Source organism: Aeribacillus sp. FSL K6-8394 (assembly GCF_038008865.1).
In the GTDB taxonomy this organism is placed as follows: Bacteria; Bacillota; Bacilli; order Bacillales; family Aeribacillaceae; genus Aeribacillus; species Aeribacillus composti.
In genome coordinates this window covers 1794971-1821651 of the sequence record NZ_JBBPAA010000001.1, presented here as the reverse complement: position 1 = coordinate 1821651, position 26681 = coordinate 1794971, and the positions used below count along the sequence as shown (strand labels likewise).

21 protein-coding genes are annotated in these 26681 nt (G+C 38.9%); all 21 read left to right on the top strand.

The features are described from left to right. The first annotated feature begins 153 nt into the window (after positions 1-153). The 21 genes from dnaE (at position 154) to nrdR (ending at position 26667) form a co-directional block, all read left to right on the top strand. Positions 154-3492 (top strand): DNA polymerase III subunit alpha, encoded by a 3339-nt coding sequence (gene dnaE, locus NSR00_RS08610; protein ID WP_340788136.1) that lies wholly within the window; start codon positions 154-156, stop codon positions 3490-3492. A gap of 107 nt (positions 3493-3599) precedes the next feature. Next, positions 3600-4832 (top strand): NAD(P)-dependent malic enzyme, encoded by a 1233-nt coding sequence (locus NSR00_RS08605; protein ID WP_340788133.1) that lies wholly within the window; start codon positions 3600-3602, stop codon positions 4830-4832. Positions 4833-5024: 192 nt separating this feature from the next. Then, positions 5025-5888, top strand: coding sequence for an acetyl-CoA carboxylase, carboxyltransferase subunit beta (gene accD, locus NSR00_RS08600; RefSeq protein ID WP_066247816.1), 864 nt, complete (start codon positions 5025-5027; stop codon positions 5886-5888). After that, entirely contained in the window at positions 5882-6856 is a 975-nt protein-coding gene (gene accA, locus NSR00_RS08595; protein ID WP_063387396.1) for an acetyl-CoA carboxylase carboxyl transferase subunit alpha, read from the top strand. Before accD ends, accA begins: the two co-directional genes overlap by 7 nt. 179 nt (positions 6857-7035) lie before the next feature. Beyond that, entirely contained in the window at positions 7036-7995 is a 960-nt protein-coding gene (gene pfkA / locus NSR00_RS08590) for a 6-phosphofructokinase (protein WP_063387397.1), read from the top strand. Between the two features lie 49 nt (positions 7996-8044). After that, entirely contained in the window at positions 8045-9805 is a 1761-nt protein-coding gene (gene pyk / locus NSR00_RS08585) for a pyruvate kinase (RefSeq protein ID WP_130156149.1), read from the top strand. 136 nt (positions 9806-9941) lie between these two features. Further along, entirely contained in the window at positions 9942-10331 is a 390-nt protein-coding gene (locus tag NSR00_RS08580) for an FxsA family protein (protein ID WP_340788129.1), read from the top strand. Between the two features lie 300 nt (positions 10332-10631). Continuing rightward, the gene (gene citZ / locus NSR00_RS08575; protein ID WP_340788126.1) at positions 10632-11750 is read left to right on the top strand and encodes a citrate synthase; all 1119 of its coding nucleotides are present in this window, start codon (positions 10632-10634) and stop codon (positions 11748-11750) included. Positions 11751-11846: 96 nt separating this feature from the next. Beyond that, a complete protein-coding gene (gene icd, locus NSR00_RS08570) occupies positions 11847-13118 on the top strand; it encodes an NADP-dependent isocitrate dehydrogenase (RefSeq protein WP_066247811.1) in 1272 nt (423 codons plus the stop codon). Between the two features lie 95 nt (positions 13119-13213). Then, entirely contained in the window at positions 13214-14152 is a 939-nt protein-coding gene (mdh, locus tag NSR00_RS08565) for a malate dehydrogenase (protein WP_063387488.1), read from the top strand. A gap of 243 nt (positions 14153-14395) precedes the next feature. Then, positions 14396-15118: a response regulator transcription factor gene (locus NSR00_RS08560; RefSeq protein WP_063387489.1), complete on the top strand. Its 723-nt coding sequence runs from the start codon at positions 14396-14398 to the stop codon at positions 15116-15118. After that, positions 15111-16871: a two-component system histidine kinase PnpS gene (gene pnpS, locus NSR00_RS08555; protein WP_340788124.1), complete on the top strand. Its 1761-nt coding sequence runs from the start codon at positions 15111-15113 to the stop codon at positions 16869-16871. Before NSR00_RS08560 ends, pnpS begins: the two co-directional genes overlap by 8 nt. 205 nt (positions 16872-17076) lie before the next feature. After that, positions 17077-18087 carry an FtsH protease activity modulator HflK gene (gene hflK / locus NSR00_RS08550; protein ID WP_066247808.1) on the top strand — a complete coding sequence of 337 codons (1011 nt, stop codon included), beginning with the start codon at positions 17077-17079 and terminating at the stop codon, positions 18085-18087. Continuing rightward, the gene (gene hflC / locus NSR00_RS08545) at positions 18074-18988 is read left to right on the top strand and encodes a protease modulator HflC (protein ID WP_063387405.1); all 915 of its coding nucleotides are present in this window, start codon (positions 18074-18076) and stop codon (positions 18986-18988) included. Before hflK ends, hflC begins: the two co-directional genes overlap by 14 nt. An 89-nt stretch (positions 18989-19077) precedes the next feature. After that, positions 19078-21708: a DNA polymerase I gene (polA, locus tag NSR00_RS08540; protein WP_340788120.1), complete on the top strand. Its 2631-nt coding sequence runs from the start codon at positions 19078-19080 to the stop codon at positions 21706-21708. A 63-nt stretch (positions 21709-21771) separates the two neighbouring features. Beyond that, complete coding sequence (gene mutM, locus NSR00_RS08535; protein WP_130156137.1) at positions 21772-22596, top strand: DNA-formamidopyrimidine glycosylase; 825 nt, start codon at positions 21772-21774, stop codon at positions 22594-22596. Continuing rightward, the gene (gene ytaF / locus NSR00_RS08530) at positions 22553-23335 is read left to right on the top strand and encodes a sporulation membrane protein YtaF (protein ID WP_340788118.1); all 783 of its coding nucleotides are present in this window, start codon (positions 22553-22555) and stop codon (positions 23333-23335) included. The genes mutM and ytaF overlap by 44 nt, the downstream gene beginning before the upstream one ends. A gap of 20 nt (positions 23336-23355) precedes the next feature. Beyond that, positions 23356-23955, top strand: a complete 600-nt coding sequence (coaE, locus tag NSR00_RS08525; RefSeq protein ID WP_340788115.1) for a dephospho-CoA kinase — start codon at positions 23356-23358, stop codon at positions 23953-23955. 152 nt (positions 23956-24107) lie between these two features. Continuing rightward, entirely contained in the window at positions 24108-25133 is a 1026-nt protein-coding gene (locus NSR00_RS08520; protein WP_063387490.1) for a glyceraldehyde-3-phosphate dehydrogenase, read from the top strand. 261 nt (positions 25134-25394) lie between these two features. After that, on the top strand, positions 25395-25775 hold the full coding sequence (gene speD, locus NSR00_RS08515; protein ID WP_063387410.1) for an adenosylmethionine decarboxylase: 381 nt from the start codon (positions 25395-25397) through the stop codon (positions 25773-25775). 430 nt (positions 25776-26205) lie between these two features. After that, the gene (nrdR, locus tag NSR00_RS08510; RefSeq protein WP_063387411.1) at positions 26206-26667 is read left to right on the top strand and encodes a transcriptional regulator NrdR; all 462 of its coding nucleotides are present in this window, start codon (positions 26206-26208) and stop codon (positions 26665-26667) included. Positions 26668-26681 lie beyond the last annotated feature (14 nt).

The following is a 26681-nucleotide window of genomic DNA, read 5'->3' as shown; positions in this document are numbered from 1 at the left end:
AATAGCCGGTTTCAGCAAGCAGTGAAAAGGCTTGTTTTATTCTCTTTCTTTATATGTATATGGATGGGAAGATAAAAGTATGAAGTTTGTCTTTCATTGAAAACAATGACTATAATTGTTTTAAGAAATCATTGAAAAAAGGTGGGGTCTTCATTGCCTTTTGTTCACCTACAAGTGAAGAGCGCCTATAGTTTGCTGACTAGTGCTGCGGGATTGGACAAGCTTGTCCGCTATGCGAAAAAAACTGGTCAAACAGCTCTAGCCTTGACAGACCATCATGTCATGTATGGAGCGATCTCTTTTTATAAAATTTGTAAAGAACACGGGATTAAACCGATTTTCGGTTTAACTGCTACCGTTATCATAAAAAACGAACCGTATCCTTTTGTTTTGCTTGCTAAAAATAACAGCGGATACCGCAATTTGCTTAAATTAAGCAGTTTGCTGCAAACAAAGTTTCCGAAAGGACTTCCGCTTTCTTTTTTTAAACAATACAGCAGGGATCTTTTTGTGATCACACCTGGCAGACAAGGCTTGATTGAGCAGCTGCTTATAAACGGACAGATTGCAGAGGCAGGAAAAGCGGTGGAGTTTTTTCAAAGCATGCTCGATCCCAATTCTTTTTACATATCCGTACAAAATCACGGCTTGCCGGAAGAGCAGCAATTAAACGAAAAAATTGCGGAGCTGAGAGAAACGATCAAAGTTCCGATTGTCGCAACGAACGATGTTTTATATGTTGAAAAGGATGATGCATTTGCACACCGCTGTTTGCTGGCGATTAAAGACGGAACGACTGTAGAAGAACAAGACGCAGCGTTTGCTTGCGAATATTATTTAAAATCCCCGGCGGAAATGCTAAACAATTTCGCGAACTTTCCTGATTCCATTGAGAATACTGTTCGGATCGCCTCCGAATGCCATGTTGAAATAGAATTAGGCAAAACAAAATTGCCTAAATACCCCTTTTCTGGAGGATTGAGCAGCGATGATTTTCTTGAACAGCTGTGCTTTGAAGGATTAAGAAAAAAAGTAACATCCCCTTCGAACGAGTATGTCAAAAGGCTGTCGTATGAGCTGTCTGTTATAAAAAAAATGAATTTTAGCGATTATTTTTTAATCGTTTGGGATTTTATGAAATACGCGCATGAAAAAGGTATTGTAACCGGTCCAGGCCGCGGTTCAGCAGCCGGCTCTTTAGTGGCATATGTACTAGATATTACGAATGTAGATCCAATTCGCTATAATCTATTGTTTGAGCGTTTTTTAAATCCTGAACGTGTTTCTATGCCAGATATCGATATTGATTTTCCGGATACAAGACGGGATGAAATGATTGAATATGTTGCGCGAAAATACGGAAAAGGGCATGTGGCTCAAATCATCACTTTCGGTACTTTTGCGGCCAAAGCTGCTATTCGAGATGTGGCAAAAGCGCTTGGAGCTTCGAATAAAGAGGTGGATGTGCTCGCAAAGCACATACCTTCAAAGCTTGGAATTACTTTAAGAGAAGCATTTGAACAATCGGCAGTATTTCGAAACATCCTTCATTCAATGGAAAAAGGAAAGGAAATTTTTGAAACGGCTTTAAAGCTGGAAGGCTTGCCGCGCCATGTATCGACGCATGCTGCGGGAGTGGTGCTAAGCGATCACCCGCTGACTGAAGTCATTCCGATTCAAAATGGTCATCACGATATATATTTAACACAATATTCAATGGATTTTTTAGAAGAAATCGGGCTGTTGAAAATCGATTTTTTAGGTCTGCGAAATTTAACGTTAATAGAAGATATCAAACGTTTAATTGAACGTTACGAGGGAACAAAGCTCTCTGTTCACTTTACAAATTATGATGATGAAAAAACGTTTTCCCTTTTATCGGAAGGAAATACGACAGGTGTGTTCCAATTTGAGTCAGAAGGAATGAGGAAAGTTTTACAAAAGCTAAAACCTACTAATTTGGAAGATTTGGTTGCTGTTAATGCTTTGTATCGTCCAGGACCGATGGAAAACATTCCTGTCTATATCGAACGGAAGCACGGCCGGATGCCGGTAGAATATTTGCATAAAGATTTGCAGCCTATTTTAGAAAAAACATACGGAGTCATTGTGTATCAAGAGCAAATAATGGAAATCGCAGCGAAAATGGCCGGTTTTTCGTTAGGGGAAGCAGACCTGTTGAGACGAGCCGTCGGCAAAAAAATTAAAACGATTTTGGATGAAAACAGAAATCGCTTTATTATAGGTTGTTTAAAAAAAGGATACGACGAAAAAACCGCGAATAAAGTATACGATCTCATTGTTAAATTTGCCAACTACGGTTTTAACCGCAGCCACGCTGTTGCCTACAGCATGATTGCCTATCAGCTTGCTTATTTAAAAGCCCACTATCCTTTATATTTTATGGCTGCGTTAATGTCGAGCATCGGAGGAAATCAAGAAAAATTAGCGCAATATGTTCGAGAAGCTTCAGAAATGGGAATTACAATCCTGCCGCCGTCCATTCATAAAAGCGGTTTTTCTTTTTTAGTGGAAAACGGATCTATCCGATTCGGACTTGCCTCGATTAAAAATGTTGGCATTGCCGCCATGAAAGAAATTGCAAAGGAAAGAAAAAAGAAGCCTTTTGAAGATTTGTTTGATTTTTGTATCAGGATGTCTTCAAAGGCAGTCAATCGCCGAACAATAGAAGCGCTCATTTTTTCTGGTGCGATGGATGATTTTGGGCAAGATCGGGCAACGTTGCTTGCTAGTATTGATGTTGCGCTCGAGCATGCAGAATTATTCAAAATGGATGAAAAAGAGCAAATCGTTTTTCCGCTTGACGATCTTGCTGCGATTAAACCAAAGTATGTGGAAGTGGAACCGTTCACCATTGAAGAAAAATTAAAATTCGAAAAGGAAACATTAGGATTTTATTTATCAAGCCATCCGATTCAGCCTTACGATTCGGTTTTGAAGCAGCTGGGGGCAGTTCGATTAATGGATTTATCGCAATGGATTGAAAAAAAAGTTCATGTGGGCGCGTATGTGACGAACGTAAAGGCAATTCGCACAAAAAGCGGCCAGGCGATGGCTTTTCTCAATATAAGCGATCAAAGCGGGGATGTAGAAGCGGTCTTGTTTCCTAATGAATACGCAAAGTTCAGCGGAAAAATAAAGAAAGGGAATGTATATTTGTTGACCGGAAAACCGGAAATTAGAAATGAACATGTTCAATATATAATTCAAGACGTAAAAGACATCTCGGAATTTAAACGGCAGCGTGCTTTATTTTTAAAAATTGCAGATGAAGCATCAGAGAAACAAAAGCTTCTCGAAATAAAAAAAGTATTGCAGGATTATCCAGGCAGCATACCTGTATTTATTTACCATGAACGAAAAAAGAAAGCGGTCAAACTTCCCGAAACATTTGGTGTACAACCGTCTGAACAATGTTTGAATCGATTGCGGGCATTGCTCGGAGAAAGGAATGTCGCCTTGAGAGAATAAACATGTCTTTTTCTTTACAACGGATTGCATGTATAATAATTTAGAAATATCTAAAAAGTGGTCTTTCCATTTTGACGATTATCCATATTGTTAAGGAGTGATAAAGGTTGTCATTAAGAGAAGAAGCTTTACATATTCATAGTGTTCAGAAGGGAAAACTTGAAACAAAATCAAAAATTCCGGTACGAAATGCAAAAGATTTAAGTTTAGCATACTCTCCTGGAGTGGCTGAGCCGTGCAAGGCAATTTATGATGATAAAAGCAAAGTGTATGAGTATACGATGAAGGGGAATATGGTGGCGGTTGTCTCTGATGGAACAGCCGTTTTAGGGCTTGGAAACATCGGACCGGAGGCAGCTCTCCCTGTCATGGAAGGAAAAGCTGTTTTATTTAAAAGCTTTGCAGGTGTCGATGCGTTCCCGATTTGTATAGATACGACAGATGTGGAAAAAATTATTGAGACAGTAAAGCTTCTTGAGCCGACTTTTGGCGGCATAAACTTGGAAGATATTGCCGCACCAAATTGCTTCGAAATTGAAGAGCGTTTAAAAAAGGAAACGAACATTCCGATTTTCCATGACGATCAACACGGAACCGCCATTGTAACTGTCGCTGGTTTATTAAATGCGTTGAAGCTGGTCGGCAAAGAGATGTCAAATATTAAAGTTGTCGCAAACGGAGCAGGAGCGGCTGGAATAGCTATTATAAAATTATTATATCGCTATGGTGTTCGTGACATTATTTTGTGCGATTCAAAAGGAGCCATTTTCGATGGACGCCCTTACGGAATGAACAGCATAAAAGCTGAAGTGGCTAAATATACAAATCATAATCGCTTAGAGGGCTCTTTGACCGATGTAATCGAAGGAGCGGATGTTTTTATCGGTGTGTCAGTCGCAGGAGCCCTAACAAAAGAAATGGTAAAATTAATGGCGGATAATCCGATCATTTTCGCTATGGCCAATCCAGATCCGGAAATTATGCCTGACGATGCGAAAGAAGCTGGAGCAAAAGTCATTGGAACAGGACGTTCAGATTTCCCTAACCAGGTGAATAACGTTTTAGCATTTCCAGGGATTTTCCGTGGAGCATTGGATGTAAGAGCAACACATATAAATGAACAGATGAAAATGGCTGCTGCTGAAGCGATTGCTTCTCTTATTAAGGAAGATGAGCTTCGTCCTGATTATGTTATTCCGGCGCCGTTTGATCCAAGGGTTGCACCATGTGTTGCTGCAGCTGTTGCGAAAACGGCAATGGAAACAGGTGTTGCACGCATAAAAGTAGATCCGGAAGAAGTTGCGGAAAAAACAAGAAAGCTTGCTATTATTGGAAAATAAAAGCGGCTACAAATGGCGAAAGAATGAGAAACCTCTCTTCTCTGCTGTTGGGAGAAAGAAAAATATGATATATTTATAATATTTGAATACCTCTCAAAAGATATAGGAAGAAGATCCGGAAGATTTAAGATTGATTGAAGGTGTCATCCCTTGCAATGAAGACATTATTCAGCCAAAAAGGGAGGTTCTATTTTGATAAAAAACATTTTTTCAAAAAAGAAAAAATATGCATCGATCCCTTCCGGACATGCAAAATATGATGTTCCTGAAGGTATTATGACAAAATGTCCAAAATGTAAAAAGATTATGTACTCAAAAGAAATTGAAAAAAATTTGAAAGTGTGCAACAACTGCGGCTACCATTTTCAAATGGGAGCGAGAGAAAGAATTGCCAGCCTTTTAGATCATGGCAGCTTTTTAGAATATGACAGCGATATGCGTTCTGAAAACCCTCTTAATTTTGAAGGGTATTTAGAAAAGCTAGAAAAAGACAAAGAGAAAACGAAGCTAAATGAAGCTGTCGTAACAGGCGAAGGAACAATCGGCGGATTTCCAGTAGTGATTGCCGTTATGGATGCGAGTTTTCGCATGGGGAGCATGGGTTCGGTAGTTGGAGAAAAAATTACAAGGGCAATTGAAAAAGCGAAGAAAAAAAACATCCCCTTTATTATTTTCACAGCTTCAGGCGGTGCTCGTATGCAAGAAGGCGTCCTCAGTTTAATGCAGATGGCGAAAACTAGCGCTGCTTTAAAATTATTCAGCGATGAAGGCGGACTCATTATTTCGGTTATGACCCATCCGACTACAGGGGGTGTATCGGCTAGCTTCGCTTCTTTAGGTGACTACAATTTTGCCGAGCCTGGTGCATTAATCGGTTTTGCAGGGCGCAGAATCATAGAACAAACGATCAGAGAAGAGCTTCCGGAAGATTTCCAAACTGCTGAATTTCTGCTGAAGCATGGGCAGCTTGATTCTGTATTGCACCGCCACCAACTGCGGGATACGTTAATCAACCTCTTGGATATACACCAAGCAAAGGGGGATGTAGATTGGTAGGAGAACTGGAATTTGAAAAGCCGATTATAGAATTAAAGAAAAAAATTCATGAATTAAAGGAATTTACAAAAACAGCGGATGTAGATTTGTCGGCTGAAATTGAAAAGCTGGAAACAAGACTAAAAAATTTAGAAAAGGAAATATATGATCACCTCTCCCCGTGGAATCGCGTCCAAATCGCACGCCATCCGAATCGCCCTACAACGCTTGATTATATTGAGCTGTTATTTGAAAATTTTTTCGAATGCCACGGAGACAGATATTTTGGTGATGACGAAGCGATTGTAGGAGGCGTTGCAAAATTTCATGGGATCCCTGTAACGGTAATCGGGCAGCAAAGAGGAAAAGATACGAAAGACAATATCCGAAGAAATTTTGGTATGCCGCATCCTGAAGGTTACCGTAAAGCATTGCGCCTTATGAAACAGGCGAACAAGTTTAACCGCCCTATTATAACATTTATCGATACAAAAGGAGCTTACCCAGGAAAAGCTGCAGAAGAGCGGGGACAAAGTGAAGCAATTGCCAGAAATTTGTTTGAAATGGCTGGTTTTTCTGTTCCAATTATATGTATTGTCATTGGAGAAGGAGGAAGCGGCGGCGCATTAGCATTAGGAGTAGGAAATCATATATATATGTTGGAAAATTCTACTTATTCAGTTATTTCTCCCGAAGGGGCTGCCGCCCTATTATGGAAGGATGCCGGCTTAGCTAAAAAAGCGGCAGAAACAATGAAGATCACTGCCCAAGATTTAAAAGAGCTTGGTGTCATTGATGATATCATTCCGGAAGTAAAAGGCGGGGCACATAGGGATGTCCAATTGCAAGCTAAACACATTGAACAGGCTTTAAAACGATCATTAAAAGAATTGACCAATATGAGCGGAGAAGAGCTGATCAGGCATCGGTACGAAAAATTTAAAAGTATTGGGGCCGTTATTGACGAACAAGTGACAAATACTCAGTAACGTGCACTCCTTGATGGAGCCGCACGTTATTTTTTTATTTTTATCTTTCGCATCGCTTCTTTTTGTGTATAATAATAAAGAATTTAACTATTCTAAGCTTACTATGCTCAGCGATTATCAGATAATATGATCATTATTTTATGTAAGCTTTGTTTGAGCAGTCCAAGAGAGGTGAAATTATGAAAAAAATCGGCGTTTTAACGAGCGGCGGCGATTCTCCTGGTATGAACGCTGCAATTCGTGCCGTTGTCCGCAAAGGAATTTTTCATGGATTAGAAGTTTATGGAATTTATAATGGTTACTCAGGTCTTATTTCGGGAAAAATTCAAAAGCTTGAACTTGGTTCAGTAGGTGACATCATTCATCGCGGTGGAACGATGCTCTATACGGCACGGTGCGAAGAATTTAAAACAATCGAAGGACAAAAAAAAGGAATTGAACAATTGAAGAAATTCGGGATTGAAGGTCTTGTCGTTATTGGCGGAAACGGCTCCTACATGGGCGCAAAAAAGTTGACTGAACATGGATATCCATGCGTTGGGGTGCCGGGCACCATCGACAATGACATACCTGGAACTGACTATACGATCGGTTTTGATACAGCACTTAATACGGTGATACAAGCAATTGATAAAATTCGTGATACAGCTACCTCCCATGAGCGTACATACGTAATAGAAGTAATGGGTCGGGATGCCGGTGACATCGCTTTATGGTCCGGGCTTGCCGGAGGTGCGGAAACCATTTTAATTCCGGAAGCAGATTTCAAAATAGAGGAAATCATCGATCGATTAAAACGAGGCCATGAAAGAGGGAAAAAACATAGTATTATTATTGTCGCTGAAGGTGTGGGAAGCGGCGTCGAAATAGGCCAAAAGATCAAAGAGATGACAAACTTTGAAACGCGTGTTTCTGTATTAGGTCACATTCAACGCGGCGGATCGCCTACCGCATTTGATAGAGTATTGGCAAGCAGACTAGGCGCTTATGCGGTGGAACTGCTTCTTAATGGTAAAGGCGGACGATGTGTAGGCATCCAAAATAATCAGCTTGTGGATCATGACATTTTAGAAATTTTGGATCAGCCTCATACGGTTGATAAGTCAATGTACAAGCTTTCAAAAGAACTTTCTATATAAAGTATGAACATGGGATCGTTTTCATAATGTTTAGGAGGTATGCCAATTTATGCGAAAAACGAAAATTGTTTGTACAATAGGTCCTGCAAGCGAGAGCATCGAAATGTTGGAAAAACTAATTAAGGCCGGCATGAATGTGGCACGGCTCAATTTTTCGCATGGAGATCATGAGGAGCATAAAGCGAGAATTCAAAACATTCGGGAGGCAGCGAAGCGCTTGGGCAAAAGTGTTGCAATATTATTGGACACAAAAGGCCCTGAGATTCGAACGCATACAATGGAAAACGGGGAGATACAATTAGAAGCAGGATCCCGCCTTCTTATTTCAATGGAAGAGGTTGTCGGCACGAAAGAAAAAATCTCGGTTACATATAAAGGATTAATCAATGATGTTTCCGTTGGTTCTAAAATATTGCTTGATGACGGATTAATTGGTTTAGAAGTTACAAAGATTGATAAAGAAAAACAGGAAATTGAAACGAAGGTATTAAACAGCGGAATTTTGAAAAATAAAAAAGGAGTCAATGTTCCTGGAGTTAGTGTCAATCTTCCTGGAATTACGGAGAAAGATGCAAAAGATATTTTGTTTGGCATTGAGCAGGGAGTCGATTTTATCGCTGCATCATTTGTTCGCCGCGCTTCCGATGTATTGGAAATTCGTCAACTGTTGGAGGAACACCAAGCTGACGATATTCAAATTATCCCGAAAATAGAAAATCAAGAAGGCGTTGACAATATTGATCAAATTTTGGAAGTTTCCGACGGGCTGATGGTTGCTCGAGGAGATTTAGGAGTAGAAATTCCCGCTGAAGATGTTCCGCTTGTCCAAAAGGAACTGATTCGCAAATGCAATCAATTAGGAAAACCTGTTATTACTGCTACTCAAATGCTTGATTCGATGCAGCGAAACCCAAGACCTACCCGGGCGGAAGCCAGCGATGTAGCAAACGCTATTTTTGATGGAACCGATGCAATTATGCTTTCAGGCGAGACAGCTGCCGGTTTATATCCGGTAGAAGCAGTGGAGACGATGCATAAAATTGCTTCCCGCGTTGAACAAGCTTTAGATTATCGCCAAGCCTTAACGAAACATACGAAAGTTGCTGATTCAACGATCACAAATGCAATTGGACAATCAGTAGCTTATACGGCGATAAATTTGGACGTTTCGGCCATTATCACGCCAACAGTCAGCGGCTATACGGCCAAAATGATTTCGAAATATCGGCCAAAAGCGCCGATTATTGCAGTAACATCCAGCAGTAAAGTATGCCGTAAGCTTGCCCTTGTATGGGGTGTGCATCCAACAATAGGACAAATTGCTACAACAACAGATGAAATGCTTGACATAGCTGTGCGTGAATCTATAAACACTGGAATTATTACACATGGAGATCGAGTGATTATTACAGCCGGAGTACCTGTAGGAGAAACAGGTTCCACAAATCTGATGAAAGTCCATGTTGTTGGCGATGTTTTAGGAAAAGGTCAAGGGATTGGACGAGCATCGGCATTTGGAAAGGTTATCGTTGCAAAGAATAGTAAAGAAGCTGTTGAGAAAATGGTGAAAGGTTCAATTCTCGTTACGAATGGAACCGACAAAGACATGATGGAAGCGATTGAAAAAGCAGCTGCACTTGTTACGGAAGAAGGCGGCTTAACGTGCCATGCGGCCGTAGTCGGTTTGAGCCTTGGCATTCCAGTCATTGTCGGGGTAGAAAATGCAACAGAAATTTTGAAAGATGGTATGGAAGTTACTGTGGATGCAATACAAGGGATGATATATAAAGGACATGCGAGCGTTCTATAATTTTGATTGAAAGGAGAAGGATTTCAGTTCCTTCTCTTTTTTTGTATAGTAAAGATTAAGAAACGAGTATTTTACATCTCTCTTTTGTATAGTAAAGAGTAGGGAACGGGTATTTTATATATGGAGGAGATAGCATATGCGAGCATTATTGATTTTTTTTATTGTTGCACCGGCTTGTGAAATAGGGGTTTTGCTTTTATCTGGAAAGACGATCGGGGTGCTTCCGACTGTGCTATTGATTATCTTAACAGGCTTTGTTGGGGCTTATTTGGCGAAAAAACAAGGAATTCAGGCTGTGCGAAATCTTCAAAAGGAAATTCAATATGGGCGCATTCCAAGCAATGCCATTTTGGATGCAATGGCTATTTTAGTCGGAGGAATCATGCTATTGACGCCGGGATTTATTTCGGATATCGTCGGTTTGTTTCTTTTATTTCCAATCACAAGAAATTGGGTAAAGCCTTTTCTTATTCAATTCATAAAAAAATGGATTGATAAACATACGATCCATATTATTCGGCCATAATTCAATAAAAGATTTATTATGCTGAAATAAGTAATTCTTATTCAATTCTATAAGATTTTTTTATTAAAAAAAAGAATTCCGTAAAAAATATCTTATTTATCTGATTCACAAAAGTCTGATAATTGTTTATAATAGAGGTGTATTTTTTAATTCATATGTTTGGTGATCATTTCACTGATAAAAAATATTTCACAAAAGAAATGAAAGCATTTTCTTTTTGTGAAAAAATGAAAGTTTTATGAATTTCGTTTATTTCTATTTGAATTGCAGTTGAAAATTTTATGTAAAGGGGAGATAGCCATGACAGCAACGCGTGGACTAGAAGGCGTGGTAGCCACAACTTCATCAATAAGTTCTATTATTGATGATACATTGACATATGTTGGTTACAATATTGACGATTTAGCTCAAAACGCAAGCTTTGAAGAAGTTGTTTACCTGCTTTGGCATCGAAAGCTTCCGAATAAGGAGCAATTAGAGGAATTAAGAAAGCAGCTTGCTGAGAATGCGTCGATACCGAATGAAATATTAGAACATTTTAAAACTTATCCGATTGATAAAGTACATCCGATGTCAGCTTTGAGAACAGCTGTATCTTTGCTTGGATTGTATGACGAAGAAGCGGACAACATGTCTGATGAGGCAAATTATCGAAAAGCAATTCGATTGCAGGCGAAAATTTCTACAATTGTCGCTGCTTTTGCCCGCATCCGCAAAGGATTGGAGCCTGTTCAACCGAGAACAGATTTAGGCTTTGCCGCTAATTTCTTATATATGTTAAAAGGTGAAGAACCTGATCAAACTTCCATTGAAGCCTTCAACAAAGCGCTCGTCCTTCATGCAGACCATGAATTGAATGCTTCGACATTTACTGCAAGAGTATGTGTGGCAACGCTTTCGGACATTTATTCCGGAATTACTGCGGCAATTGGAGCATTGAAAGGACCGTTGCATGGCGGTGCGAACGAACGCGTTATGCGAATGTTAACAGAAATTGGTGAACCTGAAAATGTAGAATCTTACATTCGCGAAAAATTAGCAAACAAAGAAAAAATTATGGGATTTGGTCATCGAGTTTATCGCAAAGGGGATCCTCGTGCCAAACATTTAAAAGAAATGTCCCGCAGACTAACAGAAATCACCGGTGAAACGAAATGGTATGAAATGTCAACTAAAATTGAGGAAATCGTAACATCTGAAAAATCTTTACCGCCGAATGTTGATTTTTATTCAGCGTCTGTATACCATTGCTTAGGTATTGATCATGATTTATTTACGCCGATTTTTGCAATAAGCCGCACATCTGGATGGTTAGCCCATATTTTAGAGCAATATGAAAACAATCGATTGATTCGTCCTCGTGCGGAATATACAGGACCAGAAAAACAAGTATTTATCCCTATCGAAAAGCGCAGCTAACAGGTAAAATAGAAAAGGGATTCCTTTTTCTTCCCTGTTAAGCATGGCCATGCTTTTATACACAAATAGAGAATACATATTTAGGAGGTAATGATTGTGGCAGAAGGTCAAAAAATTACAATGACAAATGGTACTTTAAACGTTCCAAATGATCCTATAATTCCGTTTATTGAAGGAGACGGCACTGGTCCTGATATTTGGAGAGCTGCGTCAAAAGTGCTGGAAGCAGCTGTAGAAAAAGCATACAATGGCGAAAAGAAAATCGTTTGGAAAGAAGTGCTTGCTGGTGAAAAAGCTTTTAAAGAGACTGGGGAATGGCTTCCTCAAGAAACGCTTGATGTGATACGCGAGTATATGATTGCGATCAAAGGTCCGTTAACAACTCCTGTAGGTGGAGGAATCCGTTCTTTAAACGTTGCTCTTCGCCAAGAGCTGGATTTATTTGTGTGCTTAAGACCTGTCCGTTATTTCAATGGAGTTCCTTCCCCTGTAAAACGTCCTCAAGATACAGACATGGTAATTTTCCGTGAAAATACCGAAGACATCTATGCCGGCATAGAGTATGCAAAAGGGACAGAAGAAGTAAAAAAAGTCATTGAATTTTTACAAAAAGAGCTGGGAGTAAACAAAATCCGTTTCCCTGAAACGTCCGGAATCGGCATTAAGCCTATTTCTGAAGAAGGAACGAAACGGCTTGTCCGTGCGGCCATTAACTATGCAATTGAACACGGAAGAAAATCTGTCACCCTTGTTCATAAAGGGAACATTATGAAATTTACAGAAGGCGCGTTTAAAAATTGGGGATATGAATTGGCTGAGCAAGAGTTTGGCGATAAAGTATTCACATGGGCTGAGTATGACCGCATTGTTGAAAAAGAAGGAAAAGAAGCGGCTAACAAAGCGCAAGAAGAAGCAGAAAAAGCTGGAAAAATTATTATTAAAGATGCAATTGCAGATATTTTCCTACAGCAAATTCTTACTCGTCCGCGCGAGTTTGATGTAGTAGCAACGATGAATTTAAATGGAGACTACATTTCGGATGCTTTGGCTGCACAAGTAGGCGGAATCGGTATTGCTCCAGGAGCAAACATTAACTACGAGACAGGGCATGCGATTTTTGAAGCAACACACGGTACAGCACCAAAATACGCCGGACTTGATAAAGTGAATCCATCTTCCGTAATTCTTTCTGGAGTGCTTATGCTTGAACATTTAGGCTGGAAAGAAGCAGCTGATTTAATCATTCAAGCAATGGAAAAAACGATCGCTTCAAAAGTTGTCACCTATGACTTTGCACGCCTCATGGACGGAGCTACGGAAGTAAAATGCTCTGAATTCGGCAATGAATTGATTAAAAACATGGGTTAAATAAAGAACTGAGAGCTGCTTCTTTACGAAGTAGCTCTCCATTTAGATTCATTTTTGAAAAATCACTTACATAAAAGAGAGGATGGATGCTTGAAATGGCGATTAAAAGAAAGAAAATTTCTGTCATTGGTGCTGGATTTACTGGTGCGACAACAGCTTTTTTGCTGGCAAAAAAAGAGCTGGGAGATGTTGTGCTCGTTGACATTCCGCAAGCAGAGAATCCGACAAAAGGGAAAGCGTTGGACATGCTTGAATCAAGCCCTGTTCTTGGATTTGATGCGAACATTATCGGAACATCAAACTATGAGGAAACGGCTGATTCCGATATTGTTGTGATCACGGCAGGAATTGCAAGAAAACCTGGAATGAGTCGAGACGATTTAGTGCAGACCAACCAAAAAGTAATGAAAAGCGTCACAAAAGAAGTTGTAAAATATTCCCCAAATTCCATTATCATTGTGCTGACAAATCCGGTTGATGCAATGACTTACACTGTTTATAAAGAATCCGGATTTCCAAAACACCGCGTCATCGGTCAATCTGGAGTTTTAGATACCGCAAGATTCCGCACATTTGTTGCTCAAGAATTGAATTTATCAGTCAAAGACATTACAGGATTTGTGTTAGGCGGCCACGGAGATGATATGGTGCCATTAGTTCGCTATTCATACGCAGGGGGCATTCCGTTAGAAAAATTAATTCCGAAAGAGCGCTTGGATGCGATTGTTGAAAGAACTAGAAAAGGCGGGGGAGAAATTGTTAACCTGCTTGGAAACGGAAGCGCATACTACGCACCAGCCGCGTCTCTTGTAGAAATGGTGGAAGCGATTGTTAAAGATCAGCGCCGCGTATTGCCTGCCATTGCATATTTAGAAGGAGAATACGGTTTTGAAGGTATTTATTTAGGCGTTCCAACAATTCTTGGAGGCAATGGCTTAGAGCAAATTATTGAGCTTGAACTGACGGATGAAGAAAAAGCAGCTTTGGAAAAATCTGCAGAATCTGTAAGAAATGTTATGAAAGCATTAATATAGTGCACGATAGAAAAAGGAGGACATGTTATGTTCCTCCTTTTTCTTATAAAAGAAAAAAGAAAGTTTGCACAGAAAATTCGTCCGCTTTTTCAATTTCTGCTTCAAAACCGCTCCATCATGTTTCTATCAATTCTTTAAAATCTTCTGAAAGCAGCTTTTCTTGTATTGGTTCTTTCTGCTTCGTGGACTATAATAATAATAAAGAATAATAAGAACAGTAGGAGAAAATTATTGGAGGATTTTATGAGTAAAAAAATATTAGTAGTGGATGATGAACAATCGATTGTCACTCTTCTTCAGTATAATCTTGAACAAGCAGGTTATGAAGTCATTACTGCTCAGGATGGAAGCGAAGGATTTGAAAAAGCAATTACAGATGCGCCGGATTTAATTGTGCTTGATTTAATGCTCCCGAGTATAGACGGTATGGAAATTTGTAAACAGCTTAGACAGCGCAAAGTGATGACTCCCATTTTAATGCTTACGGCAAAAGATGATGAATTTGATAAGGTGCTTGGGCTTGAGTTAGGGGCGGACGATTACATGACAAAACCGTTTAGTCCAAGAGAAATTATCGCTCGGGTAAAAGCAATCCTGCGGCGTGTTAGATCAGAAGATGCTCACATGCATGTAAAAAAAGAAGCGGAAGAAAACAACATTATTATCGGTGATTTAAAAATTATGCCTGAACGATATGAAGCTTATTTTGAACAAGAAAGACTTGACTTTACACCGAAAGAGTTTGAACTGCTTCTTTATCTTGCGAAACATAAAGGCCGAGTTTTGACAAGGGATCAGTTATTAAGCGCTGTTTGGAATTATGATTTTGCCGGTGATACAAGAATTGTGGATGTTCATATCAGCCATTTAAGAGAAAAAATTGAACGGAATACGAAAAAGCCTGAATATATTAAAACGATCAGAGGTCTAGGCTACAAACTGGAGGATCCAAAGCTAAATGAGTAAGTTCCGTTCAAAACTGCTTCTTGCGTTTACAGCATTAATTATTACTGTTCTGCTTGGTTTTGGATTTATTTTAGGACAATTATTTCAATCGTTTTACTTCATCAATTATGAGAAGCAATTTAAAAAAGAAGCCGAGTTGATCAAGCTGGTCATTGAGAATGAAAAGATCGGTTCTACCGAAATGAAGCATAAAATGGAGGAAATGAGCGAAAAGTTAAACTCACTCCTTCTTTTTATGGATATGGACGGAAACATCGTTTTTAAAACAGGTCCTAGCTTTCATCAAAGCGACGAAAGGTTATCAGAACTGATCTTGACCAACCACCGAAATGCAAAGGAAGGATTTCGCCTAGGTCTCGATCAAGCTGATTTGTTATTTTACGGTATTCCCATCTTTCAACAAGATGAACGAAAGGGATTTTTAGTTTTCGGGACTTCCATCAAATATTTCGAAGCGATGAATAAAGAAATTTGGTTTTTCATTATAGGGAGTCTTATTGCGGCATTAACGATCATTTTAATTTTTGGCACCCGCATTATGAAGCAGTATACGAAACCGATCGAATCGGCGACAGAAGTGGCGATGGAGCTTGCAAAAGGAAATTACAAAGCGAGAACATATGAAAATTCATCAGGCGACGAAACGAGTATGTTGAGCAAATCCATCAACATTTTGGCACGCAACCTTCAAGACATGACAAGAACCCAGGAATTGCACCAGGAAAGGCTGCAAACATTGATTGAAAACATGGGAAGCGGTCTTCTTTTCATTGATGAACGTGGCTATATTAGCCTGATGAATAAAGCCTTTAAAGAAATTTTTCAAATTAATCAAGAGGATTATTTATATAAATCTTACCAAGAAGCGATCGCATATAAAGAAATTATTCAAATGGTCGAAGAAATTTTTTTGACGGAATCAAATATAAGAAAGCATATTATGCTTCCTGTTAACATCGAAAGAAAGCATTTTGAAGTTTACGGTGCTCCGATCATTGGAAAAAGCGAAGTATGGAAAGGCGTCGTTCTTGTTTTTCACGATATTACCGAATTGAAAAAGCTTGAACAAATACGAAAAGATTTTGTAGCAAATGTATCTCATGAATTAAAAACACCGATCACCTCCATCAAAGGGTTTTCTGAAACATTGCTGGATGGCGCCATGAAAGATGAACAAACATTGCATTTTTTTTTATCCATCATTTTAAAAGAAAGCGAACGAATGCAATCTTTAATTCAAGATTTATTAGATTTATCAAAAATCGAGCAGCACGGCTTTCAGCTGGAGCTTAGAAAATGCAATGTAAACGAGTTTTTAAAAGAAATTCATCATTTGCTAGATAGAAAAGCGAAAGAAAAAAATATTGATTTTATATTGGATGTTCCAGACGAGCCTGTTTTTATTGAAGGCGATCCTCATCGGCTGAAGCAAATTTTTATAAACTTAGCCAGCAACGGAATTATGTATACGCCAGCTGGCGGAAAAGTGACCCTTTCTGTTAAGGCTGGACATGATGAAGTAGCCATTTCTGTTCAAGACACCGGAATTGGAATTAGAGAAGAGGAAATTCCTAGAATTTTTGAGCGTTTTTATAGAGTTGATAAAGCTAGAAGCAGAAACTCAGGTGGAACTGGTTTAGGGCTTGCGATCGTAAAACATTTAGTAGAAGCCCACCAAGCAAATTTGTCAGTCAAAAGCACCGTTGGTGTTGGAACGACTTTTACTGTGACTTTTCAAAGATACAATGAATAGTTTAACATAAGATTTACATCCAATTTATGCTAAGTTAACATTTGATTGTTAAAATGGCATTCGAAAACCCCTTCATCCAAGGAGCCCATTTGCAGATGGAAACAATTACGTTTCCGTCTTTTTTTTTATGGCTGCGTTTTTTAAATGAAACAAAATCGTACTTTTTTCGTATGAAATAATAAATAGAGAGAGATGGGGGGATATAATGGTAAGCATAAGAAGATTATTAACAATTATTGGATTTATTTTTCTGATCAGCATTCTCGGTCTTGCTGCGATTACTTCCTGGTATACTGTAGACGAGTCGGAACAAGCGGTTATTACTACATTTGGAAAAGTGGAAGAGGGTATAACTGAGCCTGGGCTTCATTTTAAATGGCCATGGCCGATTCAATCGGTAAAAAAACTATCCAAAGAAACATTCAGTTTACAATTTGGATATAAAGAAAAAGATGGAAAAGTTGAGTCTTTTCCAAAGGAAACAAAAATGATTACAGGCGATGAAAACATTGTGTTAGCAGATATGGTCGTTCAATGGAAAATAACGAATCCGGCAAAATATTTGTTCAATGCTGAAAATCCAAAGGAAATTTTGCGGGATGCAACATCTGCTTCGTTAAGAAGCATTATTGGAAGCACAAAAATTGACAATGCTTTAACGAGCGGAAAAGTGGAAATTGAAGCTCAAGTGCAAGAATTATTAAGCTCGTTGATGAAAAAGTATGATATTGGCATTTCAATCATTGCGGTCAAATTGCAGGATGTTGATTTGCCGAACGAAGAAGTTCGAAAGGCGTTTACAAACGTTACGGATGCAAGAGAAATGATGAATACGAAAATAAACGAAGCCAATAAATACAGGAATAAACGAACAAAAGAGGCAGAAGGAGAGCGCGATGCAATCATCTCCAAAGCTGAAGGTGACAGAGCGTCCAGAATTGAACAAGCGAAAGGGGAAGTCGCACTATTTAATTCTTTATACAATGAATACAAAAATTCAAAAGAAATCACAGAAAAACGTCTAATTTTAGAAACGATAGACAGCGTGCTGCCAAATGCGCAAATTTACATTATGAAGGATGATGGAAATACAATGAAGTATTTTCCTGTTCAGCCTATGCAGCAAGTGCTGCCTAATGATCAGCAAAGTCAGCAAAAAGCTGATCAATCGAGCGAGAACACGCAAAAAAGAGGTGAAAACAATGGACAAGAATGAAAAGAAAATTAATTTTGAATGGAAGAAATACATACGCCTAGGGTCTGTTATAGCCGGTTTATTTGCGTGTTTGCTATTTTTATTCAGCAACGTTTTTGTTGTGAAAGAAAATGAATATAAAGTCGTTCGCCAATTTGGCGAAGTTGTAAAAATTATAGAGAAGCCTGGCCTCCATTTAAAAATTCCTTTCATACAAACAGTTGAAAGTCTTCCAAAGCATCAATTAACGTATGATGTGGAGGAAGCGGAAATCAATACAAAGGATAAAAAACGAATATTAATTGACAACTATGCGGTTTGGAGAATCGAAGATCCGAAAGAAATGATCGCCAATGCAAGAACAGTTGTCAATGCAGAGGCAAAAATGTCGGAATTTATCTTTTCCACTGTGAGATCGGAGCTTGGAAAACTGAATTATGATGAAATTATTAATGATGAAAAGTCTTCCCGCGGGAGCCTCAATGACAAAATCACAAATATTGTTAATAACCTGCTTGAACAAAATCATTTCGGCATTAAGGTGGTTGATGTAAGAATTAAACGGACGGATTTGCCGGAAGCAAATGAAAAATCGGTATTTACTAGGATGATATCAGAGCGGGAATCAAAAGCCCAAGAATATTTATCGATGGGGGATGCAGAAAAAAATCGAATTGTTGCTGAAACGGACAGACAAGTAAAAGAAATGCTGGCAAAAGCTGAAGCTCAAGCTGAAACCATCCGCGGTCATGGAGAGGCGGAGGCAGCGAAGCTCTATAACCAGGCTTATTCAAAAGATCCTAAATTTTATGAATTATATAGAACACTTCAATCCTACAAGAAAACAATCGACGGTGAAACAGTCATCGTTCTCCCGTTCGATTCTCCATACGCCAAAATATTAATGGGAGAAACAGAATAAAATCGATAAGCCATGTTTTTTCTTCTGCTGAAAGTAATGGTAGAATAGAAGGAAGGCATGGCTTTTTTAGTTGAAGGAGGCTAGTAGTAGTGACAAAGAAGCTAGTTTTAATTGATGGAAACAGTATTGCTTACAGAGCGTTTTTCGCTTTGCCGCTTTTAAATAATGATAAGGGGATTTATACGAATGCAATTTACGGCTTTACAAATATGCTGTTAAAAGTACTGGAGGAAGAAAAACCGACACATATCCTTGTTGCATTTGATGCAGGGAAAACAACGTTCCGGCATAAAACTTTTAAAGAATATAAAGGAACTCGGCAAAAAACCCCGCCTGAATTGTCGGGGCAGCTACCATTTATACGGGATTTGCTTGATGCCTACAAAATTACAACATATGAGCTCGAAAATTATGAGGCTGATGATATTATTGGAACAGTTGCGAGACAAGCTGAGAAGCAAGATTTTGAAGTGAAAATTATTTCCGGAGATAAGGATTTAACACAGCTGGCAACTGAAAAAACGACCGTTTCCATCACGAAAAAAGGAATTACGGATGTTGAACCGCACACGCCTGAATCGATTCAAGAGAAGTATGGGCTAAGCCCGGCACAAATTATTGATTTGAAAGGATTGATGGGCGATCAATCAGATAATATCCCAGGCGTGCCCGGCGTTGGAGAGAAAACCGCGATTAAATTGCTGAAACAGTTTGAGACAGTCGAAAATATTTTAAATTCGATTGAAGAAGTAAATGGAAAAAAATTAAAGGAAAACTTACAAAACTATAAAGAGCAAGCATTAATGAGCAAACAGCTTGCGACAATTAATTGTGAAGCTCCTGTCGAAATAAAAATTCAAGACCTTGAGTATAAAGGCTATGACAAAGAAAAAGTAGTGAAAATTTTTAAGGAACTAGGCTTCCAATCGCTCCTAGACAAAATGGGAGAGCATGAGAATGAAGAAGCGGATGAAATGCCGACGATTAAGTTCGAAAAAGTTGAAAAGCTGTCAGACAAGGTTTTATCAGAGAAGGCAGCTCTTTTAGTGGAAATCATTGATGAAAATTATCATACTGGAGAAATCATCGGGTTTTCTATCGCAAACGAAAATGGATGTTTTTATATTCCAGCCGAAATTGCGCTACATTCAAAAGAGTTCATAGAATGGGTGAAGGATGAAACAAAGCGGAAAGTGGTGTATGATGCGAAAAAATCAATTGTGGCGCTGCGCTGGCGAAACATTGATTTAGCAGGTATTGAGTTTGATGTTCTCATTGCCTCATACATTTTAAACCCGTCTGAATCGATTGACGACATAGCCGAGCTTGCCAAGACAAAAAATAAACATTTAGTTCAAAAGGATGAAGTGATTTACGGAAAAGGCGCTAAACGTCATATCCCTGATGAAGACATTTTAGGCGAACATCTTGCCAGAAAAGCGTTAGCCATTTATGAGCTGGAAGAATTATTAATACAAGAATTAGAAGAAAATGAACAATTTCATTTATTCAGCGAATTGGAGCTTCCGCTGTCAGCCATTTTATCTGACATGGAAACAACAGGAGTAAAGATAGACGTCAACCGTCTGAAAGAAATGGGAAAAGAGCTTGATGAACAGCTGAAGCAATTAGAAAAGGATATTCATCGTCTAGCTGGAGTGTCATTTAACATTAATTCTCCGAAGCAGCTTGGGCCGATTTTATTTGAAAAGCTCAATCTACCGGTTTTGAAAAAGACCAAAACGGGGTATTCGACCTCTGCGGACGTTTTAGAAAAATTGAGAGGACAACACGAAATTGTGGAGAAAATTTTGCATTACCGGCAGCTCGGAAAGCTTCAATCGACGTATATTGAAGGGTTGCTGAAGGTTGTCCATCGTGATACGCATAAAATCCACACCCGATTTAATCAAGCATTAACGCAAACCGGAAGATTAAGCTCCACAGACCCGAATTTGCAAAACATTCCGATTCGCCTTGAGGAAGGCCGCAAAATTCGTCAAGCATTTATCCCTTCTGAAAAAGATTGGGTCATTTTTGCTGCGGACTATTCCCAGATTGAACTGCGAGTGCTTGCGCATATATCTGGAGATGAAAAATTGATTGAAGCGTTTAAACAAGATCTTGATATTCATACAAAAACGGCGATCGATGTGTTCCATGTCGAAGAAGATAAAGTGACCTCCAACATGAGAAGACAGGCAAAAGCAGTTAATTTCGGGATTGTTTACGGAATCAGCGATTACGGATTGTCGCAAAACTTAGGAATTACCCGAAAAGAAGCTGGTGAATTTATTAAAAAATATTTTGAAATTTATAAAGGTGTTAAAGAATATATGGATGGCATAATCCAAGAGGCGAAGCAAAAAGGCTATGTAACGACACTAATGCAGCGTCGGAGATATATTCCGGAAATTACGAGCAGAAATTTCAATATCAGAAGCTTTGCCGAGCGAACAGCCATGAATACTCCGATTCAAGGAAGTGCAGCGGATATTATCAAAAAAGCGATGATCGATATGGCGCAAGAAATTGAAAAACGAAATTTGCAAACGAGGCTGCTGCTTCAAGTTCATGACGAATTGGTGTTTGAAGCGCCAAAGGATGAAATTGAAATTTTAGAAAAGCTTGTTCCGGAAGTAATGGAAAATGCCATTCAGCTAAAAGTGCCGTTAAAGGTTGATTATTCTTACGGTTCTACGTGGTATGAAGCGAAATAATTTGAAAAAGGCGGAAAGGGAAGCTCCCCCGCCTTTTTCGAGTGTAGATAAGGGGTGAACATAATGCCTGAGCTTCCTGAAGTAGAAACGATTCGAAAAACATTAAGGGAGCTTGTCATAGGAAAAGTCATCGATGAAGTTATCGTATCATGGCCGAAAATCATCAAACGTCCCGAAGACGCAGAGCAGTTTTGCCGCGTTTTGAGAGGGGAAACAATCAATGAAATCGGAAGAAGAGGGAAATTTTTAAAATTTTATTTAGATCGATATGTTCTTGTATCACATTTACGAATGGAAGGAAGATATGGACTGTATCCAAAAATAAAGCCCATTGAACCTCACACACATGTCATTTTTCGCTTTCAAGATGAAACGGAATTAAGATATCGGGATGTTCGCAAATTTGGCACTATGCATCTGTATCAAAAGGGCGAGGAGGAGAAGCATCCTCCTTTGTCCCAGTTAGGGATGGAGCCTTTTTCGGAACAATTTACTGCTGAAAGACTTATGAGCAAGCTTCAGTCTACCTCTAGAAACATCAAGACGGTTTTGCTTGACCAAAAAATAGTGGCGGGATTAGGAAACATTTACGTTGATGAAGTATTGTTTCGATCAGGCATTCATCCGGAGCGGCTGGCAAAAGATTTGACAGCGGAAAAAGTGAAAATATTGCATCGGGAAATTATTCAAACGCTGAAGGAAGCAGTTGAAAAAGGAGGAAGTACTGTCCGATCCTACGTCAATTCACAAGGGCAAATCGGGATGTTTCAACTGGACTTATTTGTCTATGCAAGAGAAAAAGAACAATGTAAAATTTGCGGAAGCCCTATCCAAAAAATAAAAATTGGGGGAAGAGGCACACATTTTTGTTCATCTTGCCAAGTGTAGAAAGATTTATGCCACCTTCTTTAAGCGAACACATTTTAGGCGGTTTTCATATTACTATGTTAGCAATAAAAGGAAAGAAGGGGCATTTGATAAAATGACGGAAATCGGATCGGTTTTAATATTGGCGTTGGCAGTCAGTCTTGATAGTTTTTCTGTTGGCTTAGCGTTCGGTTTGCGTAAAGTAAAAATTCCAATTAAATCGATTATCACTATTTCATGCTGTTCGGCGATTGTGTTGCTCGCTGCGATGATGGCCGGACAAATAGCTCAAAGTGTTCTTCCTCCCTATTTTACGGATAGGCTTGGCGGAGCTATTTTCATTTTGCTTGGCATGTTTGTGTTATATTCCTTTTTCCGCAACAATGAATCAGAGGATGAGAAAGATGAGGAAAAGAGTGAAAAAACGATTTTAAATATGGAATTAAAATCGTTAGGCATTGTCATTCATATATTGAAAAAGCCTGCTGCAGTTGATATGGATCGATCTGGCGAGATTACAGGCGTGGAAGCTTTGCTGCTTGGAATCGCTCTTTCGCTCGATTCATTCGGAGCAGGAATCGGTGCGGCTTTAGCAGGGTATGAACCTTTTTTAACAGCTATTTTCGTCACTTGTATGAGCACGCTGTTTGTTTATATTGGAATGAAATCCGGCCGATTTGCTTCATCCTATTCGTTTTTTGAAAAGTTTTCATTTATCCCGGGTTTATTATTAATAATGATCGGTGTTTGGGCCATGTAAGGATAAAGGAGAATGATGATATGACAATGATTATTGGATTAACTGGAGGCATAGCAAGCGGAAAAAGCACTGTGTCTGAAATGCTTAAAAAAAGAGGCATTCCAGTTATTGACGCAGATCTAATTGCAAGAGAAGTGGTAGAAGTCGGCAAAAAAGCATATACAGAGATCGTAAATGCTTTCGGAAAAGAAATATTAAACGAAGACTTAACGATCAACCGAGCTCGATTAGGCTCCATTGTATTTCAAAACGAAGATAAGCGGGAGAAGCTAAACAGTATTGTACATCCTGAGGTCAGGCTGGGAATGAAAAGGCGACAGGAACAATTGATCTCAGAAGGTGCGAAAGCAGTAGTTCTCGATATTCCCCTTCTATTTGAAAGCAATTTGAAGCATTTAGTGGATAAAGTGATTGTTGTTTATACGGAAGAAAAAAATCAACTGGAACGATTAATGAAAAGGAATAATTTTTCGAAGGAAGAAGCTTTATCACGCATCAATGCACAAATGCCTTTGAAAGAAAAAGTAAAATTTGCCGATGCAGTGATCAATAATGATGGAACATTAGAAGAAACGGAACAGCAATTGGAAAACATTCTCATGAATTGGGGAATTGGTTAATCCGCTCGTGAATAGAGCGGTTTTTTTTATTTTTAGTATATATTTTTTAAGAAACGATTAAAATAATTGTTTCGTTATTTTATAAATATGATATACTAATTAACAGAATAGGAGATAAAAAGTGTAACATAATGCCGGAAGGGGATATTCACATGAGTGCTAAGGTTGCCATTAACGGTTTCGGCCGAATTGGCCGAATGGTATTCAGAAAAGCAATTTTAGAAGGAGATTTGAATATCGTAGCAATCAATGCAAGCTATCCAGCAGAAACATTGGCTCATTTAATTAAATACGATACAAACCATGGGAAATTTGAAGGAGAAGTCATTCCAAAAGAAGATCATTTAATTGTAAATGGCCATAAAGTGCTTCTTTTGAACAATCGAAATCCTATTGAACTTCCCTGGAAAGATCTAGATGTGGACATAGTGATTGAAGCGACAGGAAAATTCAACTCCCGTGAAAAAGCGATGATGCATGTTGAGGCAGGGGCGAAGAAAGTCATTTTAACAGCACCTGGAAAAAATGAAGATGTAACGATTGTTATCGGTGTAAACGAAGAACAATATGATCCTGACAACCATGTCATTATTTCGAATGCTTCTTGCACAACAAACTGTCTAGCGCCTGTTGCAAAAGTTCTTGATGAACAGTTTGGCATTGAATATGGTTTAATGACTACTGTCCACGCATATACGAACGATCAAAGAAATATTGATAATCCGCATAAAGATTTAAGAAGAGCGCGAGCATGCGCCCAATCAATCATTCCGACAACTACCGGTGCAGCAAAAGCGATCGGCTTAGTTTTACCGCAATTAAAAGGAAAATTGCACGGTCTTGCATTAAGAGTGCCTACACCAAACGTCTCCCTCGTAGACTTTGTTGTAGATCTAAAACGCGATGTGACCGTTGAAGAGGTAAATGAAGCGTTTATCCAAGCTTCTCAAGGAAAGCTGAAGGGGATATTAGATTTTTCTTCAGAACCGCTCGTATCAGTTGACTACAACACAAACCCGCACTCTGCTATTGTCGACGGTTTAACGACAATGGTTATGGGAACAAGAAAGGTAAAAGTGCTTGCATGGTATGATAATGAATGGGGCTACTCTTGCCGCGTTGTGGATTTAGCAAAACTTGTAGCAAGCAAATTGAATAAATTGGCCGCAGCTGTATAAAATGATGGGAGGGTTGATCTTTACAAAGATTGACCCTCTTCTTCTTTTTGTTTGGATACTTTTTTCAGCGCAAAATTTTTGACAAAGTATGTTGCAAAAACAAATCAAACCATATATACTATTTTTCGTGAACTTCTTAAACGCAAGGTAATGTGGCTACTTAAAGGGTTAGGACCTCTTTGGACTAACTTTCCCCCGTGGTAGTTAAACATACCAGAGTGCGAAGAATTCATAAAAATTTATAAAGGGGGATCCATGGCTATGGAAACAATGGGACGTCACGTTATCTCTGAGCTGTGGGGATGCGACTTTGATAAGTTGAATGACTTGGAATTTATTGAAAAAACGTTTGTAAATGCAGCATTAAAATCAGGTGCTGAAATCCGGGAGGTTGCGTTTCATAAGTTTGCGCCTCAGGGTGTAAGCGGAGTTGTGATCATCTCAGAGTCACACCTAACAATTCATAGTTTTCCAGAGCATGGATATGCTAGCATTGATGTGTACACTTGCGGTGATTTAAATCCAAATATTGCAGCGGATTACATTTCTGAAGCTTTAGGTGCTCAAACGCGTGAAAATATTGAAATTCCTCGCGGTATGGGTCCTGTTCAAATCAAACAGGGTCAAGCAAAAGCACTTTAAAGTGAAAACAGAATAAAATTTGAATGGAAATGCAAAGAGGTGTCAGCTTTTTACTGCACCTCTTTTTATATTATAATTAAGAATAATATTTCATATTGAATGGTATTTAGAGGCATCTTATTTGCGGCCTCAAAGGACCGAGTTATTCTACCCCCTGCAAAGCCGTTATGAAAAAGAGGCTTTGATGTTTTTAAAATCATTCATGGTAGTGATGCAAAAATAAAAAAGCTTTTATTGGCATGGCTGCCATCACTGTTTGGCGGTTCGAACATCATTTGATTGGACCGGACTGACAGAAATCCATTTCATTCAGTCGAATTATCTATAACAAAAATACAAGAGCTTGAAAGTTTCTTGTCTGATCCAATGCTATTTAATAAGATGTAGGTAGAGCTTTTTTGATTTAGTTAAAAAGATTGGAGCTGGTGATATGAAATGCCCTTCCTGCCACCATTTTGGAACACGTGTTTTAGATTCGCGTCCAGTCGATGAAGGGAGATCAATTCGGAGGCGAAGGGAATGTGAGGAATGTCAATATCGGTTCACAACGTTTGAAAAAGTGGAAGAAATTCCGCTCATCGTTGTGAAAAAGGAAGGAACACGTGAAGAGTTCAGCAGGGAAAAAGTTTTGCGCGGGATGATTAAAGCTTGTGAGAAAAGACCGGTTTCTTTAAAAAAATTGGAAGATGCTGCGCATGATATTGAAAAAGAACTAAGAAATCTAGGTACATCGGAAATATCAAGCGAAACGATCGGCGAAATGGTGATGGACAGACTAGCCGAAATTGATGAAGTCGCATACGTTCGATTTGCTTCTGTTTACAGGCAATTTAAAGATATAAATGTCTTTATTGAGGAATTGAAAGAACTGATCAAAAAAGAACGTTCATAAAGAGCTGCGAGATT